Raw genomic sequence first — 17,156 nt, 5'->3', positions numbered from 1 at the left:
TTGAATTGTAATCGATTACTTTATTGTTAATTTGTAATCGATTACTTAAATGGAGATAACATTAAATGTCGCGTAAAAATAGTATGTTACTAGGGTTAATCTCACTGTGTTTTGCCAGTTCAGTATTTGCCCGACAGATGGATGTTGAAAGTGAAATCGCGGTACAGATGTATACGTTACGCAGCTTACCTTCTGCAGAAGAGCAATTTGCCACGGCTCACAAGGCTGGATTCCGGCATGTTGAATTAGTTGGTGACCACGGTATGGATGCCAGGCAATTAAAAGCAGTGTTAGATAAGAATCAACTTACCCCGACATCATCGCATATCCAACTGGCAACATTGGAGCAAGATTACCAACCTACGGTGGCATTTAATAAAGCAATCGGTAATCACATGATAATCGTCCCATGGATTAAACCTGAAGACAGGCCAGACAGCTATCAGGGGTGGGTGAATTATGCTCACCGGCTGGATAAGTTAGGCGCTAAATTACGCAAAGATGGCATGCAATTGGGTTACCACAACCATAACTTTGAAATGAAAAAATATCAGGGAATGACCGCTCTGGATATTATTTTAACAAACACTCGCTCAGAAAACCTCAAGCTTGAAATGGATGCGGCATGGGTTTCAAGGGGAGGACAGGATCCCGTGTCATTCCTGAAAAGATACCCAGGGCGTATTTACGCGATTCATGCAAAAGACAATGCAGGCATTGGTGTGCGTGATGATGAAATGAATTTTGCCCCACTTGGTGAAGGGCTACTGGATTGGGATTCAATTCTGCCTGCGGCGAAAGCCAGTGGTGTGAAATGGTTTATCATTGAACATGACCAGCCGAAAGATGTGTGGAGTGTTATAACCACATCTCATAAAAACCTGCGCGCAGAGCTCGAGAAATATTCACAATAAGACTATCAGGATGTGCTGGCCCTGACACTCAGTTGCCAGTCGAGAAAAACACGCTGAGATGGTGATTCAGGGGCGTCAATTTTACGTAATAGTAAGCGGAATGCCTCCCGACCAATCTCGCGTGACGGCTGAACAATGGTGGTTAGTGGCGGAGAGACCATCTCCGCCAGTTCAGTACCGTCAAAACCAGCAACAGCAATGTCACGCGGAACTTGCAGACCTGCCTGCTCAATCGCTGACATTGCACCAGCAGCCAGAGTGTCTGAAATAGCAAAAACGGCGTCAGGCCGGCTGCCTGATTCAAGCAGGGATTGCATTGCCTGCTTACCGGCACTGAAGGAAAGCTGGCTGGCATAGGCAATTTTATGCCATGCCAGCCTGTGAGCATTCAATTCTTCGTGGTAGCCCTGTTCACGTAGCTGGGCATATTTATAGCTCAGGTCGTGGTTTATCAGCGCAATTTTCTGATGCCCTGAGTGTGCCAAATGGCGAACTAATTCACGCGAAGCATCAATATCGTTAATTCCTACGCATGAAATATCCCCAGAATCTGCAAATTCAGCACACTGTACCCAGGGGGAATTGCCAATCAGTTGCGTTAACTCTGGTAATTGTGTGAAGGCGTCCATGGTAATTACTCCATCTACCATTTTGCCTGAGAGTAATTGCAGACTGGAGCGTGAACGATGGATATCAGAGCCAGAATTACATAATAAAATCCGGTAGTTATTTTTTTCAGCTTGTTCTTCGATACCTTTAACCAATTCAGCGCAAAATGGGTTGGATATATCAGAAACCAGCACCAGCACCATAGATGTGCGGGCTGTCCTTAACTGCCGGGCCAGAAGATTGGGCTGATAATTGCTTGCTTTGATAGCTTGCAGAACTTTTTCGCGGTTTTTAGCTTTAACACTATCGCTATTATTTAATACACGAGAAACCGTAGCGACCGAAACACCCGCCAGCTTTGCGATTTTCTGGATAGACATGGTTGCATGGTTTCCTGCAAAGAATCAGATATCTGCAGATTACCATAAATGGTTGACCGGGATAAGTATTCCGGGCGCTGACAGGCGCAGGCCCGGAACATACCTCAGGCGTGAATGTTCACCCAACGTTGTTGTTGGTGGCTACGAAGAATCGCATCAATAATTGCCATCACCTGGGCACCATCATGGAAGGTTGCAAAGGTTTCTTCGCCCGGCGGCGGCATCTCCCCGTTTTCTACCGCCTGGTAGAATTGCTGCATCATTGCACGAAATGCATCTGGCCAGCCTTCAATGTGCCCACCTGGGAATCGTGCACGGGAAGACACTGAAGGGGATAATAAAGAAGGGTCGTCGGTCAGTATCTGATTAGCCTGATGGCGATGACCCACCCACAATTGCTGGGGAATTTCTTGATCCCAGGCCAGTGCAGCGGAACTGCCACTCACTTCCAGGCTCAGGCGATTTTTGCGGCCAGCTGCAACCTGGGACACACTAAAACACCCCTTACTGCCATCATCAAATCGGAAAAGAATAAAACCTAAATCTTCTGTTGTGACTTTCTTGTCTTCATAATGTTGCTCTTCCTGTGCAGTGCTAAATGTTGAGTGCCCTGCCAGGCTGGCTTTTCTGGTAGGCCAGACGGTTCCCAGGTCTGCCATAACGGCGACAATCTTACGCCCGGTAACAAACTGAATAGTGTCGCACCAGTGGGAGCCTATATCTGCAACTGCACGTGACGGGCCACCTTTATCAGCCTCTACGCGCCAGTTGTAATCTGTTTCTTCCAGCATCCAGTCCTGCAGGTAGCTCCCCTGGGCTGAAAATAACCGGCCGATTTGTCCGTCACGAAGCATACTGGCCGCCTGTTGTACCATGGCGTACTGCCGGTATACGAAGCTGACACCATGTACGACACCAGATTGCCGTGCCAGAGTTTCAAGCTCATGGGCTTCATCCAGCGTCATGCATAAAGGCTTTTCGGAAAAAACATGCTTCCCGGCCAGCAGAATCTGGCGGTTTATTGCTGCGTGGAGGTGGTTTGGTGTGCAGTTATGAACAGCCTGTAGCCCTGGGTGGCGTAAGAATTCTGCAACATCACTGTACGCATGTGTCACGTTCAGTTGTGTGGCCTGCGCCTGCGCGGCTTCCTGGCTAACATCACATACTGCGACAACATTAATATTCCCCAGGCGGCGCAGAGCCTCAATATGTGCCGGGCCAATAAACCCAGTACCAATAATACCGACATCTATCATATTAAATCCCTCTGTTGAGGCCCAGTTGATTGAGGATACTGGCTTGTTGATTGTCGCTTGCTGCAAAGTCATCAAATGCTCTGTCAGCTACCGGAATAATATGCTGACGAATAAACTCAGCACCTTCCCGTGCGCCAGTGTCTGCATCTTTCAGGCAGCATTCCCATTCGAGTACAGCCCAGCCGTCGTAGTCGTACTGCGCCATTTTGCTGAAGATAGTTTTGAAGTCGATTTGCCCATCTCCCAGAGAACGAAAACGCCCGGCCCGGTCGATCCAGCGTTGATAGCCACCGTACACTCCACTACGCCCATTAACCTGGAACTCTGCATCCTTGACATGAAAGGCTTTAATGCGGGAATGATAAATATCAATGTAGTCAATATAATCAATATGTTGCAGATGAAGATGGCTGGGGTCATACAACATATTGCACCGAATATGCTGGTTCACCTTATCGAGAAAACGTTCGAACGTAACACCATCGTGTAAATCTTCACCCGGATGGATTTCAAAACAAACATCTACGCCATTGTCGTCAAAAGTGTTAAGCACCGGTAACCAGCGGCGTGCCAGTTCATTGAACGCTTCTTCTAAAAGGTGCGGATTGTGTGGCGGCCACGGATACAGGTATGGCCAGGCCAGGGAGCCAGAAAAAGTTGCATGAGCCGTGAGCCCTAACTTCTGCGAGGCAATAGCGGCCAGTTTTACCTGGCGAGTAGCCCACTCTGTTCGCCTGGTGTAATCACCCTGAACGGCTGCAGGCGCAAACCCATCAAACGCCACATCATGTGCCGGATGAACCGCAATCAACTGCCCTTCGAGGTGCGTTGACAGCTCGCTGATAACCATATTGTATTTGGCCAGAACCCCAGTAACTTCATCACAATAAGTCTGGCTGGTGGCCGCTTTTTCTAAATCAAAAATCGCCGGATGGTTACAAGGGATCTGTAATGCTTTATACCCCAGTGCCGAAGCCCATTTAGCCAACCCTTCAAGTGAGTTGTAAGGTGCATCAGTGCCGATAAATTGCGCCAGGAAAATGCCTGGTCCTTTTACTGTTTTCAAAACCACCTCCAGTAATCAACTACGTATCAATCACGATATTTAAAAGAGAAAAGGAAAATCAGTGCGATAACTGCTGCTGCGATGGCGGGGATCCACCAGAACATTGCCCAGCTTTGTGCTGAAACCTGGCCTGCAACCAAATGGTTATACAAAGCCCCGGATATTTGAGAACCCAGCAACATACCAATGCCGTAGGTGAACATCACAATCATGCTTTGTGCCTGTCCTTTGACTTTTTCGCCTGCAACCCGGTCTGTGTAAATAAAGCCGACCACAAAGAAGAAGTCGTAACAAACGCCGTGCAGCAAAATACCCAGCCAGATGAGTGCCCGGCCTTCTTCACTCATCCCCATAGCAAACAGGCCGTAACGCACGAACCAGGCGAACATCCCAATCAAAAGCATGTATTTCACGCCAAGACGACGGAACAGCAGAGGGATAATCAGCATGAAGAAAATTTCAGACATCTGACCAAACGACATGATAGTACTGATATTTTCTACACCGGCATCAGACAGCCATGAAGCGGTGTAAGCGTAATAAGTGCCCAGCGGAATAGAGATAAGCGTGGCGCAGAGTGAAAAAATAAAGAAATGAGGAACTTTCAATAATGCAAAAGCATCAGCACAGAATAAATCGCGTACTTTGAATGGCTGGCCTTTTGCCGGAGCAGGGGTGTTCGGCAAAGTCAGGCTATAAATGGCGAGGATAACGGAGCACAGTGCGGCGAGTGAAAAGATGGAAACGGTTGATGCAATACCGGCAAAACCAATGAATATGCCGGCAACAATCCAGCCGATGGTGCCAAATACACGTACAACGGGAAAGCTCTTTTCACTGCTCGCCAAACTATGAAACGCAATGTTGTTGGTCAGTGCCAGTGTTGGCATGTAGCACAGAGTATAACCAAACAGTAACCCAATCAGTAATGACCCATTTTCACTGATAAGTGCCTGAGGGACGAACCACAGAATCGCCGCACCCGCCAGGTGCATAACAGCCAATACTTTCTGCGAAGCAAAGAAACGATCCACCAGCATCCCTAATACAAAGGGCGAGAGGATGGAGGCAATTGGGCCAGCAGAAAATGCATCCCCAATCAGCAATGACATGTTGTATTGGGTCATTACCAGCCCCAGAGTGACAGACCAGCTTCCCCAAATAAAAAATTGTAAGAACATCATCAGTGACAGCCTGGGAACCAGCATTCGCTGAGTGATGAGTGCGTTACCTGGAAGTTTTGTTGCAGACACCATAATAGCCTCACTAAAGTAATCGATTACAAAACTGTAAAAGTAAAAAGTAATCGATTACAAAAAAGGTTTATTTTGCATGGATCACATATCTGGAAATTTATCCCGTTCGTGAAAATAGTGCAGGCTGCGAGGCAGGATGGATCAAGAAGGACGTGACTTTATTCTCTATGGCGGGTTTTGAAACTGGTTTGGTGTGAATAAAAGATAACGTTACAGTAGAGATAACAGCATCTGTATAGAGAGACTATCTTTATATATTTGCTTATTGTCCAACGACGTAGTGACAGGGAGCCTGATGAGAAAAGTTCTTAATGCGTTTTTACCCTTGTATGTTACGACCTTACTCATGCTGTTGGGTTCCGGGTTATTGACCACTTATGTTTCGTTACGCCTCGCCCATGAGCAGGTCAGTGGCACACTGATTGGCGCCATTATTGCCGCAAACTATGTGGGTTTGGTTGTGGGGGGAAAAGTTGGGCACAACCTGATTGCCAGAGTGGGGCATATCCGTGCTTACGTGGCCTGCGCGGGGATAATCACAGCCTCGGTGATAGGCCATGGGTTAACTAATTTCATTCCTTTGTGGATCTTCCTGCGCCTGATAATCGGCCTGTGCATGATGTGCCAGTACATGGTGCTGGAAAGCTGGCTTAACGATCAGGCTGAATCTTCTCAGCGTGGTGTTATTTTTGGTTTGTATATGGTGGCAACTTACCTGGGGCTGAGTGGCGGTCAGGTGATTCTTGCAACACAAACTGGCTTTGGTATCAGTACGTTACTGATAGTGGCATTGTGTTTTGCACTTTGTCTGGTGCCCATTGCTCTGACAACCCGAACCAATGCGAAAGCGATGTCACCGGCTCCCATGGAGTTGGGGTATTTTGTCCGCACTATTCCCAAATTACTGGCGACAACGCTGGTCAGTGGCATGGCGATTGGTGCGTTTTACGGCCTGGCACCGGTATTTGCCAGTGAGAAAGGTTTCACCACAGAGCAAACGGGGATGTTTATGAGCCTGACGATTTTTGCCGGTCTGGTTTCCCAGTTTCCTTTAAGCTGGCTCTCAGACCGTTTTGACCGCCAGCGCCTGCTGTTTATTATTGCGTTGCTGTATGCCATTTTTGCGTTAGTCCCGGGTGTGCTGTTATCCCTGCCTTATCAGTTTTTATTGGGTGTGGCCTTTGCCGTCAGCATGATGCAGTTTTCCCTGTATCCACTCCAGGTTGCTCTGGCGAATGACCAGGTGATGCCGGAGCGGCGGGTTTCACTCACAGCCTGCCTGTTAATGGCCTTTGGGATTGGTGCCAGTATTGGGCCGCTAATAGTTGGTGCGGTGATGCAACCGCTTGGCAGCAATATGCTGTATATCTTTTTTGCTGTTTGTGCAGTGGTTATCGCGCTGCTCAACCGCCCGGCAAAACTACACCCTGTTCCGACTACCGAAGTGCCTTTACCCCATGTGGTGATGCCAGACAGCCTGGCTACTTCGCCAATTGGCGCTGCGCTTAACCCGGTTCTGGAAGAAGAAGATATCCAGGCTGCGATGGTCAATACAGACGAAGAAGCTGAACTCTCTGAAGAGCAGGAAGAGCAGGAAGAGCAAACGGGCGCTTCACCGGCCACCGGAGAAGAAGCAGAGCCGGGTGAACCGGGGAATCAGGATGAAACCGCACAGGGCGATGGCGCAGCAAAAAACGATGATGCGGCAAAAACCAGTGGTGGCGTACCAGACAATACCGAGAAACCCGGTACCGCGAAACCTGAATAACAAAAAACCACCGGTTCATCTGACTGAATCATGGATAAACACACTGAAAACATACAGGAAACCGCTAAACCGGTTTCCTGCTATGTTGCCCCTCTTGTTAAATCACTCCCGGCGCGCAATAAACTGTGGAAAGGTATCGCACATGTGCGTTGTAAGGCTAACGTAGCCTGGCGTTGCCCGTCAGGTGGAACAGATGGCAATGAGGGAGATGACAATGGGTGCTGCATTTGAGGCCATGGTGGAAGGCCGGGAATACTGGATTAACGATGCTGAGCTGGTGGAAATTCGTTATTGCACCCGTGACCGGGTGGACCAGTTTAACCAGTGTGGAGCCAGAGAGGTTTCCCAAAAGAACACGTTGATTCGGGAAATTTTCGCCAAAGTTGGCGATGATGTTCATATTGAGAAACCGTTACGTGTGGATTATGGCTGTACCACAACACTCGGTAATCACGTGTTTATCAATTTTAATTTCACGTTGCTGGACCCGGGGTTCGTAACTATTGGTGACCACGTATTCATTGGCCCGAATGTGTCGCTGTATACCGCATTGCACCCTATGGATGCAGGCAAACGAGACGAGCATATCGGTACAACTTTGCCTGTTACCATTGGCAACCATGTGTGGATAGCCGGGAATGTCACTATATTACCGGGTGTCACCATTGGTGATGGCGCCGTAATTGGGGCCGGGAGTGTGGTAACTAAAGATATTCCGGCAGGTATGCTGGCAGTCGGCAATCCAGCACGGGTAATTCGTAAGGCCGATTAAATTTCAGGTATTGATAGTTTAATTGCTGGTTATCTGGCTGCCGGTAGTTCAATTATTGGTAGCTGAATGCACCAGAGCAACGAACAACTCCGCGTTGCCCTGGTGCTGTGTTACCAATCAGCCACGCCCAACATAAGGCATCTGGTTGGCCATAATGGTCATTTCCAGTACATTGGTGCTGATGGGCAGCTCCGCCATCATTTTTATGGCTTCTGCTACATCATCGACATTCATCATTTCTTCCGCTTTGATACTGCCAACTGCTTCACACTCAGATCTTACCTTTGCTGGCAGGCGTTCCCCCTTAGCAACAGCTCCAGGTAATCCAGGGAACGATTACGGTATTGCTTTTTTACAACACATTTCATTCAACCAGACTGCATATTTTCTCCATGTTTTACTCAAAATTGTTGATTATGTGAATTTATGTAATGAAATGTATTCACAAAATGGAGAAAATGTGTAAGCATGATAATCAAAATGATAATTATTATCTTTATCATTTGATGTTCGGGCTATGTAGTATGGAATGAGAGCCTGCCAGCATGCTGTCGGGGAGCCCGGTGATACCTGCATAACAATAAAAAACCTTTATTTCACATGGATAAAAATCGCAACCAGCCGTTTGGCAGCTTTAATTCACTTACGTTGTTCACCGGGTTATGCCTTGGTGCGTCAACATCTGTCGCTCATGCCGCTGATAACACGGCACAGAAAAAAGAAGAGACTCTGGTCATTCAGGCTCAGGCACCTTCACTTTATTTACCCGGTGTATCTGCAGACCCTAAATTTACCCAACCACTGGTAGATACAACCCGCACAGTAACAGTAATTCCGGATCAAATGATTAAGGACCAGGGCGTCACAAACCTGACTGATGCACTAAAAAATGTGCCGGGTGTGGGAGCATTTTACGCGGGGGAAAACGGTAGCTCTTCTACAGGTGATGCGGTGTATATGCGCGGAGTGGATACCTCTGACAGCATTTATGTTGATGGTATTCGCGATATTGGCAGTGTTACCCGTGATACCTTCAATACCCAACAGGTAGAGGTGATTAAAGGCCCGGCAGGTACTGATTATGGCCGCAGCGCACCTTCGGGCTCCATCAATATGATCAGCAAACAACCCCGTTTGGATTCAGGGTTAGATGCGTCCGTCAGCATTGGCAGCGCCTGGATGCGCCGTGGCACGCTGGATTACAACCAGGCATTTGGGGAAAACAGCGCCTTTCGCCTGAACCTGATGGGTGAGAAAACCCACGATGCTGGCCGGCATAATGTCGAAAATGAGCGTTACGGCGTTGCACCATCACTGGCATTTGGCCTGGATACACCAACACGCCTGTATATTAATTACCTGCACGTTCACCAGAACAATACACCGGATGGCGGTATCCCAACTATTGGTCTGCCTGGTTACTCAGCGCCTTCTTCGGCTACCAGCGCCCTGAATAGTTCCGGGAAAGTGAACACTAAAAATTACTACGGTACTGATTCTGACTTTGATAAGTCCACAACCGACAGCTTCACGCTGCGTTTCGAGCATGATTTAACTGACAACACCACGCTGCGTAATACCACCCGCTGGTCGCGTGTGAAGCAGAAATACCTGCTGACTGCAGTGATGGGTGGCGCGAGTAATATTACCCAGCCAGACAGCAACAATGTCGACACCTGGGAATGGTCGCGTCTGGCTAATACCAAAGATGTCAGCAACAGTATTCTTACAAACCAGACCAACCTGACCTCGAAATTCCACACCGGTTTTGTGGGGCATGATGTCAGTGCCGGGGTTGAATTTACCCGAGAGAAACAGACCAACTACGGCGTGGATGCTATCACCCCGCCAGCCGTCAATATTTATCACCCCATCAGCAGTATTTCTGTGGGTGGCCTGTCACGTAATGGTGCAAATGCCAATGGGCAGACAGACACGTTTGGAATTTACGCGTTTGACACACTGGAACTGACCGACAGCTTCCAGGTTAATGGTGGGATCCGCCTTGATAACTACCACACGGATTACGACAGTGCCACAGCATGTGGGGGCACGGGGCGCCGGGCTGTTGCCTGCCCGGCAGGTGCGCCAACAGGAACGCCTGTCACCACGGTTGATACCGCGAAATCTGGCAATCTGGTTAACTGGAAAGCAGGGGCACTGTATCGCCTGACTTCGCAGGGCAACCTGTATGCTAACTATGCTATTTCTCAGCAACCACCGGGTGGCAGCACCTTCGCCCTGGCTGCTGGTGGCAGTGGTAACAGCGCGAACCGTACAGATTTTAAACCCCAGAAAGCCAAATCCAGTGAAATTGGTACCAAGTGGGAAATACTTGATAAGCACCTGTTGCTGAACGCAGCTCTGTTCCGTACCGATATCGAGAATGAAGTTGCCAGCAATGATGACGGCACTTATTCCCAGTACGGTAAGAAACGGGTAGAAGGCTATGAACTGTCTGCGATTGGCAATATTACGCCTGACTGGCAGGTTAGCATGGGCTATACCCAGCAGCATGCCTCTGTGAAAGAAGGGGATACCGTGGCACAGGATGGTTCATCTGCCCTGGCCTATACACCCAAACATGCGTTCACCCTGTGGAGCCAGTACCAGGCAACGGACGCGGTTTCTGTTGGAGCAGGTGTGCGCTATGTGGGCAGCCTGCGCCGGGGGAGTGATGGCGCGGTGGGTACACCGGACCACACTGAAGGTTATTGGGTGGCAGATGCCAAACTGGGTTACCGGGTAAACCGCAACCTCGACTTGCAACTGAACGTATATAACCTGTTCGATAAAGATTATGTCGCTTCTATTAATAAGAGCGGCTATCGCTATCACCCGGGTGAACCCCGTACATTCCTGCTGACTGCCAACGTGCATTTTTAACTGACTTGTGTGGGGCTCCGGCCCCACATACAGAAGAGAACACCATCATGATGTACCACATTCCTGATGTCCTGACGTCAGACGAACTGACCACCTTCAGTGCACAGCTTGCCCAGGCTGAATGGGTGGATGGACGAGTAACGGTAGGCAACCAGGGGGCACAGGTTAAGCATAACCAGCAAATTAATACCCAAACTGCGTTGTATGATGCGTTGCAAAATGCTGTCAGGCAGGCCCTTAACCGCAACCCGCAATTCTTCTCCGCTGCATTACCCCGCGCTATGTCTTCGCCATTATTCAACCGCTATCAACAGGGGGAAACCTATGGTTTTCATGTGGATGGCGCAGTCAGGCAAAATGGTAGTGCTGGCTGGATGCGTACAGATTTATCTGCCACTTTGTTTTTATGCGCACCAGAGAGCTACGAAGGTGGAGAACTGGTCATTAAAGATACCTATGGTGAGCACCGGGTAAAACTCCCCGCAGGCCATCTGGTGCTGTACCCTTCAAGCAGCCTGCACAGCGTGACCCCGGTGACATCGGGTGCCAGGGTGGCGTCATTTCTCTGGATCCAGTCAATGGTGCGCGATGAAAAGCAACGCGCCATGTTATATGAGCTGGATAATACTATTCAGTGCCTGAAGGCCCGCCATGGCGACAGCGAGGAGCTTCTGTCATTACTCAACATGTACCACAACTTATTACGCACCTGGACCGAGGTTTAAGTACGAATGCCGGCAAGGCCCTACTAAACCAGGGGGCCAGCCTTGTGCTGTTTTTTATCCAGGTACATGTTTTTATCGGCTTCGATGATTAATTTATCAATATCAATTTGTTTTATCTGTTTTTCCACAGCGACGCCAATGCTGGCGCGTAAAGTTATTGGGGTATCATTGATGACAATCGGGGCATCCAGAGCCTGGCGGATTTTCTCAACCAGGCTGTCTGTTTCCTGCTGAGCATCTTTAAAACCTTCAGTAATCAGCAAAAATTCATCGCCAGCCAGGCGCGCAAAGAAATCCTCGCGGCGCAATAATCCATTCACAATCCGTGCAAAGGCTATCAATGTTTTGTCGCCCACATCATGGCCGTAGTTATCATTAATTTGTTTAAAATCATTGAGATCAAAAAACAGAATGCTGATGCCAGAAAACTTTTTGAATGACGGATTTCGGTAGTTCTCCAGGTAGTGATCAACTGCACGCCGGTTGGGCAGCCCGGTCAGGCGGTCGTGGTTAGCATCGTATTTGTAGATATCCTGTAGTTTTTTAAATTCCGTAATATCGGTGGAGAGCAAATAAAAACCATCATTGAGCTTTCTGGCAGGAACCACCGTGTTATTAAAAACAACTGTTTTGCCATTAATATTCATTTCTTTCTCAAATGAATAGGTCATTTTTTCGTAAATTTTCTTAATCTTAAAGTCTTGTGGGGCAAAGAACTTGCGGTCATATAAATTAAATACTGATGTGTTCAGCAATTGCTCAATTTTGCAGGGGAAGTACTTTTCATACATCTTGTTGAGAAAAGTAAAATTGATATGTTTATCTACGTGAGCAATCAATACCGGAATATTGTCAGTGATTTCATTCAGCCGCAGTTTGCTTTCAATCAGCTTTTTCAGTGTGTCTATTTTTTCACTAATATCATGCACAAAGACGGAGTAAAAGACTTGCTCATCCAGCCGGTAGGAGCTGATAGCCAGCTCAACCGGGAAGGTGCGCCCATTATGATTTCGCCCATACAGCCGCTTGCGGGTGCTCAGCGCTTCTCCGGCATCGGTATAAAAAACATCATGAAATGCACAACCTGCCGGGCTGGTATGCTTTTGCAGGAAAATCTTTTCACACAATGTCTTATTAATAACCGAGTCATCCAAAGAAAATAACGTTTTAGCCGCAGTATTAATGCGGGTTACACGTTCAGATTCGTTGAACTCAATAAATGCATCTTTACTGTTGTTAATGAAAATACTGAAATAATCTTCCTGCTGTTGCAGGTTGGCTTCAAGAAACTGGTTGCGTGCATACAGCTTTTCTTCTTTTTTCTTGAAGGACGAAATATCCCGGGCATAAACATAAAAATTAACCAGTTGCCCCTGTTTGGTCAGCACGCCAATATCTACCTGAGCAACTAAAGATTCACCATCATTGCGTACAAAATGGTGCTCATAAGTGACACTTTTCTTTTCGCCCGTAAGCAGGCGGTTAAATGATAATGCATGGAGCGACAGGTCATGCACATCAGTGAACTCACGAAAGGAGTGGCCTATTAATTGGTGTGTTTCACGTTCAAGAACAGCACTGAAAGCGGGGTTAACCTGCACGAAAACACCACGTAAATCCAGAAGCGCCATTGGCATGGCTGATTGTGCAAACAACTCATCGTGAATATCAGTACTCATCTTCCACCCACCAGGCTCAAGTTTCCCTAAGTGAAATAACTTATCGGCACCGTAAAGCAAATCTGTAGCACTGTGGCTAAAAAGTGATTTCAGTTGCTTCCAGGTGCAGATATGTAATTATTTTAAGAATATTCTTAAAAAGGCCGGAATGATGATCACTTTTGCAAGGGTATCTGCTGTTGCCACATTGCTGGCACTGGGCTTTGTTTGCCTGCCAGCTACAGCGAAAAGTCGCGTTTCTGATGACCAGGTAAAGCAGGCAATTATTGATGAATCTATTGCTGATTACCCGGGTGTCTGTGCGTGCCCGTACAACAGCGCACGCAACGGAAGCTCGTGCGGCAGGCGTAGCGCATGGAGTAAACCTGGTGGTTATTCCCCTATTTGCTACAAGAAAGAAGTGACACAGGACATGATTAAAGACTGGCGGGAAAGCCACCACCAGAGTTAACCTGGCGGCACATATAACCTAACCGGCACCTGGTGCATGCAGCCAGGTGCCGGTTTCCTGCTATCGCGGAATGATATTGTGTTGCTTCAGGGTATCAAACAGCTGAACAAAAGAATCCAGAGTACAGCGGTAACCTGTGAAACCAGCTTTGCGGCTTTTGCTCATATCGGTGAATACCTCCATCGGGCGGCCAAGGTCGGCATCTGTGTGCCACCAGGATGCCAGGCGGGAAATATCATGTTCAGCTAAGTGATGGCGTTGGGCCAGCTCCTGCCATGCCGCAGCCGCTTCCTGCATGCGCCCTTCAAGGGGCATCATCTGTGCAGGGTACGGAGCAGCTTCAATATCAAAATAACTGGCAATACGTGGCCACATCCAACTCCAGCGGAAAACATCACCATTAACGGCATTGAAATCCTCATTAGCTGCGGCCGGGCTTTGTGCCGCCCATTCCAGTTGTTCTGCCAGCAAGCTGGCATCTGTCATATCGGATATACCATTCCACTGTGCTTTTGAACCCGGAAAAATAAACGGCCAGCCTTTCTCTTTACACAATGTGGCGTAGACCGCCAGTGTCTGGCCCATATTCATCGCATTGCCGAGTGCAAAACCAATAATGGTATGCGGGCGGTGAACACTCCAGCGGTAGCCAAAGGTTTTCGCACCGTCAAATACGGCATCTTCCTGAGCATAATAAAAGTTTTCCACTGGCTGGCGGCCCTGTTCTTCACGAAACGGAGTGACCGGCACCTCGCCTTTACCATAGGCTTCAAACGGGCCCAGATAATGTTTTAACCCGGTGACCAGTGCAACATGTTTTCCCCTCAGGCGCTCACCAAGAGCACTGATGACATTACTCACCATTGCTCCGTTTACCCGGATATTTTCCTTCTCAGTTGCCTGGCGCGCCCAGACACTGAAAAAAACGGCATCTGGTATGGTTTCAGCCAGGGCTTCTTTCACTGAACTGGCATTGGTCAGGTCTGCTGTCAGGCTGGTGCACCCTGCCGGAATAGTACTGCGCCCACGGGACAGCCCGTACACCTGCCAGCCATCCTGTACCAGTTTTTGGGCAAGGGCGCTGCCAATTACGCCACTCACGCCAACAATCAATGCGGTTTTTGCCATGGAAACTCTCCTCTATTGTTCTCTGTTCAGACTAATGGAGAATTAATTTCTTATCTCTGGTATTAATTCATGTTATTCGTGAAATTAAGGAATGAATTACATGCATGATCAGCGCCTGAAAGATATTGTTCCCTTTGTTGCCAGCGTAGAGTGCGGCAGTTTTGCCAAAGCGGCAGAGCGCCTGCACGTAACAGGGTCTGCAATCAGTAAGAGTGTCTCCCGCCTGGAACGCCGCCTGGGTTCACAACTACTGGAGCGAACGACACGCAGCCTGGCACTGACCGATGCCGGGCAGGCCTATTACCAGACCTGCACACGTATCATGGAAGAGTTACTGGAAGCCGAAGCGGTGCTGGCTGCACAGCGCACCATCCCCGCCGGGCGGTTGCGCCTTGCTGCACCAACAACCTATGGGCGGCTGGGAGTGATGCCTGTTCTGTTGCCTTTTTGCCAGCACCACCCTGAACTGGAAATCAGCATGGCGTTCTCAGACCGTTTTGTAGATTTATTTGAAGAAGGTATCGATGTGGCGGTGCGTATCGGTCACGCGGCTGATTTACCTGCTTCTGTAGGAAGCCGCCTGCTGGGGCGGGAAAAAATGGTATTTTGTGCATCTCCCGGTTATCTGGCGCAATACGGTCAACCCACTAACCGGGCTGAGCTGCTGCAACATAAAGCGATTTTATATGAGCGTGTGGATGGCAGCGCCAAACCCTGGTTACTGACCACGGAAGACGGCCATGCAGACTGGTGTGAGGCACCTTGCCGTATGGCTCTGGGGGATGTCGACGCACAGGTTCAGGCGGTGTGTGCTGGCCTGGGAATAGGCCAGATGCCTACCTGGTTGATACGCCAGCAACTTAAATCCGGTGAGCTATGTGTAATATTACCCGGTATTCAGCCAGACGGCCTGGCGCTAAACCTGGTCTGGCCGCGGCGTAAACAACTGCTCCCTAAAGTGGATGCATTGTTGGCGGCACTGAATAATCTTGATATCGGTGCATCGGTACTGGCTGAAATAGCGGGTCAACGTGAATCTGGTAAAGAGTGAAAAAAGGGGATAACCGTGTATTGCCCATTTACCTCTGTCAGCGCCCATAGCGGAGTGATGATTGATACCCGCCAGAGCGCCTTCTATAACGGCTGGCCACAGGAAGCCGGGGGAACACAAGGCCATGAGCCGGGTGCGGTTAACCTCAATGCCAGCTGGCTTGCAGTAATGGGCAATAACCAGCTTTGCTACTGGCTGGGTAGCCAGAATATCAGGCCCGACACGCCTGTCGCACTCTGTGGAATTCAACCGGGCAATGAGCAAGTGGCATTGCGCCTGAAACAGTGTGGCATCAACAACCTGTATTACCTGAATGATGCATTCAAGGTTCCTGAACGGTTACACACCCTGGCGAAATTTCCCAGCCTGGTTTACCCCCATTGGCTGGTGGCATTACAGCATGGATCGCCGGAATTATTTGCAGCTCCTCAGGCTAACTGGGTGTTGCTGGAAGCGGGCTTTGATACGGCCAGTGAGTATGCCAAAGGCCATATCCCGGGGGCATCTTTTCTTGATACCCGTGAAGTGGAAGGTGGCCCACTGTGGAATAAATTACCTGATGCACAACTCATGGAAATGCTACGCCAGCAAGGTATTGAGCCCGACACCACCGTTATTCTCTACAGCCGGAGTGATTGTGCGGCGGCAAGAGTTGCAGTGATTTTGCTGTATGCCGGAGTAAAAGATGTACGCCTGCTTGATGGTGGCTGGCATAGCTGGCAACAGGCCGGGCTGCCTGTAGAAACTGGCACCGGGAACAAGCCAGCGCCACTTCAGACTATGCCAGCCTTTACGCCAGATACTGCGCTGTTTGTTGACCAAAGCCAGGTGAGTGCATGGCGGAGCCAGTCGGCTGTCACCCTTGTCAGTGTACGCAGTCTGGCGGAACACCGGGGGAAAACCAGCGGTTATACATATATTGAAGCCGCAGGGGATATCCCGGGCGCGCACTGGGGGCATGCCGGTGAACATAATGGCTCCGTACAGGATTTCCTTAACCCCGATGGCACTATGATACGGGCAGATGCGCTGGCTGCTTTGTGGGCTGGCGAAGGTATTTTCCCGCGCCAAAAAGTGGTGTTTTATTGCGGTACCGGTTGGCGGGCCAGTGCCGCATTATTTTATGCCAGGGCCATGGGCTGGCAGGATATCGCGCTGTATGATGGCGGCTGGTATGAATGGAGCCGCCAAACCACGCACAGCATATAAACCTGG

General features: G+C 49.1%; 14 protein-coding genes. 8 read left to right on the top strand and 6 right to left on the bottom strand.

Features of this window, described 5'->3' with window-relative positions; genetic code table 11:
* The first annotated feature begins 65 nt into the window (after positions 1-65).
* Positions 66-914: a sugar phosphate isomerase/epimerase family protein gene (locus DES37_RS13275; protein ID WP_245930074.1), complete on the top strand. Its 849-nt coding sequence runs from the start codon at positions 66-68 to the stop codon at positions 912-914.
* Between the two features lie 5 nt (positions 915-919).
* Here DES37_RS13275 and DES37_RS13270 read toward each other — a convergent pair whose 3' ends face one another.
* From DES37_RS13270 to DES37_RS13255, 4 genes are all read right to left on the bottom strand, one after another.
* Positions 920-1,903 carry a LacI family DNA-binding transcriptional regulator gene (locus DES37_RS13270; protein WP_110026125.1) on the bottom strand — a complete coding sequence of 328 codons (984 nt, stop codon included), beginning with the start codon at positions 1,901-1,903 and terminating at the stop codon, positions 920-922.
* Between the two features lie 104 nt (positions 1,904-2,007).
* On the bottom strand, positions 2,008-3,159 hold the full coding sequence (locus DES37_RS13265; protein WP_110026123.1) for a Gfo/Idh/MocA family protein: 1,152 nt from the start codon (positions 3,157-3,159) through the stop codon (positions 2,008-2,010).
* Position 3,160: 1 nt separating this feature from the next.
* Positions 3,161-4,225 (bottom strand): sugar phosphate isomerase/epimerase family protein, encoded by a 1,065-nt coding sequence (locus DES37_RS13260; protein ID WP_110026122.1) that lies wholly within the window; start codon positions 4,223-4,225, stop codon positions 3,161-3,163.
* A 26-nt stretch (positions 4,226-4,251) separates the two neighbouring features.
* Complete coding sequence (locus tag DES37_RS13255) at positions 4,252-5,481, bottom strand: MFS transporter (protein WP_110026120.1); 1,230 nt, start codon at positions 5,479-5,481, stop codon at positions 4,252-4,254.
* A gap of 295 nt (positions 5,482-5,776) precedes the next feature.
* Between DES37_RS13255 and DES37_RS13250 the strand changes: the two genes are divergently transcribed.
* The 4 genes from DES37_RS13250 (at position 5,777) to ybiX (ending at position 11,632) form a co-directional block, all read left to right on the top strand.
* Positions 5,777-7,249 (top strand): MFS transporter, encoded by a 1,473-nt coding sequence (locus DES37_RS13250; protein WP_110026119.1) that lies wholly within the window; start codon positions 5,777-5,779, stop codon positions 7,247-7,249.
* Between the two features lie 193 nt (positions 7,250-7,442).
* Complete coding sequence (locus DES37_RS13240) at positions 7,443-8,021, top strand: sugar O-acetyltransferase (RefSeq protein WP_245930072.1); 579 nt, start codon at positions 7,443-7,445, stop codon at positions 8,019-8,021.
* 600 nt (positions 8,022-8,621) lie between these two features.
* Positions 8,622-10,907 (top strand): catecholate siderophore receptor Fiu, encoded by a 2,286-nt coding sequence (locus DES37_RS13230; RefSeq protein ID WP_110026117.1) that lies wholly within the window; start codon positions 8,622-8,624, stop codon positions 10,905-10,907.
* A gap of 47 nt (positions 10,908-10,954) precedes the next feature.
* Entirely contained in the window at positions 10,955-11,632 is a 678-nt protein-coding gene (gene ybiX, locus DES37_RS13225; RefSeq protein ID WP_110026115.1) for a PKHD-type hydroxylase YbiX, read from the top strand.
* 23 nt (positions 11,633-11,655) lie between these two features.
* On the opposite strand, the gene DES37_RS13220 is transcribed toward ybiX, so the two are convergent.
* Positions 11,656-13,311 (bottom strand): sensor domain-containing diguanylate cyclase, encoded by a 1,656-nt coding sequence (locus DES37_RS13220; protein WP_110026113.1) that lies wholly within the window; start codon positions 13,309-13,311, stop codon positions 11,656-11,658.
* Positions 13,312-13,459: 148 nt separating this feature from the next.
* Here DES37_RS13220 and DES37_RS13215 point away from each other — a divergent pair, with 148 nt between their 5' ends.
* Positions 13,460-13,762 (top strand): hypothetical protein, encoded by a 303-nt coding sequence (locus DES37_RS13215; RefSeq protein WP_245930070.1) that lies wholly within the window; start codon positions 13,460-13,462, stop codon positions 13,760-13,762.
* Between the two features lie 60 nt (positions 13,763-13,822).
* On the opposite strand, the gene DES37_RS13210 is transcribed toward DES37_RS13215, so the two are convergent.
* Positions 13,823-14,890, bottom strand: a complete 1,068-nt coding sequence (locus DES37_RS13210; protein WP_110026111.1) for an SDR family oxidoreductase — start codon at positions 14,888-14,890, stop codon at positions 13,823-13,825.
* Between the two features lie 100 nt (positions 14,891-14,990).
* On the opposite strand from DES37_RS13210, the gene DES37_RS13205 reads away from it, so the two are divergent.
* Both DES37_RS13205 and DES37_RS13200 read left to right on the top strand, forming a co-directional pair.
* The gene (locus tag DES37_RS13205; protein WP_110026110.1) at positions 14,991-15,941 is read left to right on the top strand and encodes a LysR family transcriptional regulator; all 951 of its coding nucleotides are present in this window, start codon (positions 14,991-14,993) and stop codon (positions 15,939-15,941) included.
* Positions 15,942-15,956: 15 nt separating this feature from the next.
* Positions 15,957-17,150, top strand: coding sequence for a sulfurtransferase (locus tag DES37_RS13200; RefSeq protein ID WP_146211512.1), 1,194 nt, complete (start codon positions 15,957-15,959; stop codon positions 17,148-17,150).
* Positions 17,151-17,156 lie beyond the last annotated feature (6 nt).

It is taken from the genome of Mangrovibacter plantisponsor, from assembly GCF_003182475.1.
Lineage (GTDB): Bacteria > Pseudomonadota > Gammaproteobacteria > Enterobacterales > Enterobacteriaceae > Mangrovibacter > Mangrovibacter plantisponsor.
Note: the sequence above shows the minus strand (reverse complement) of the source record. Positions and strands in the feature narration are given on the sequence as shown.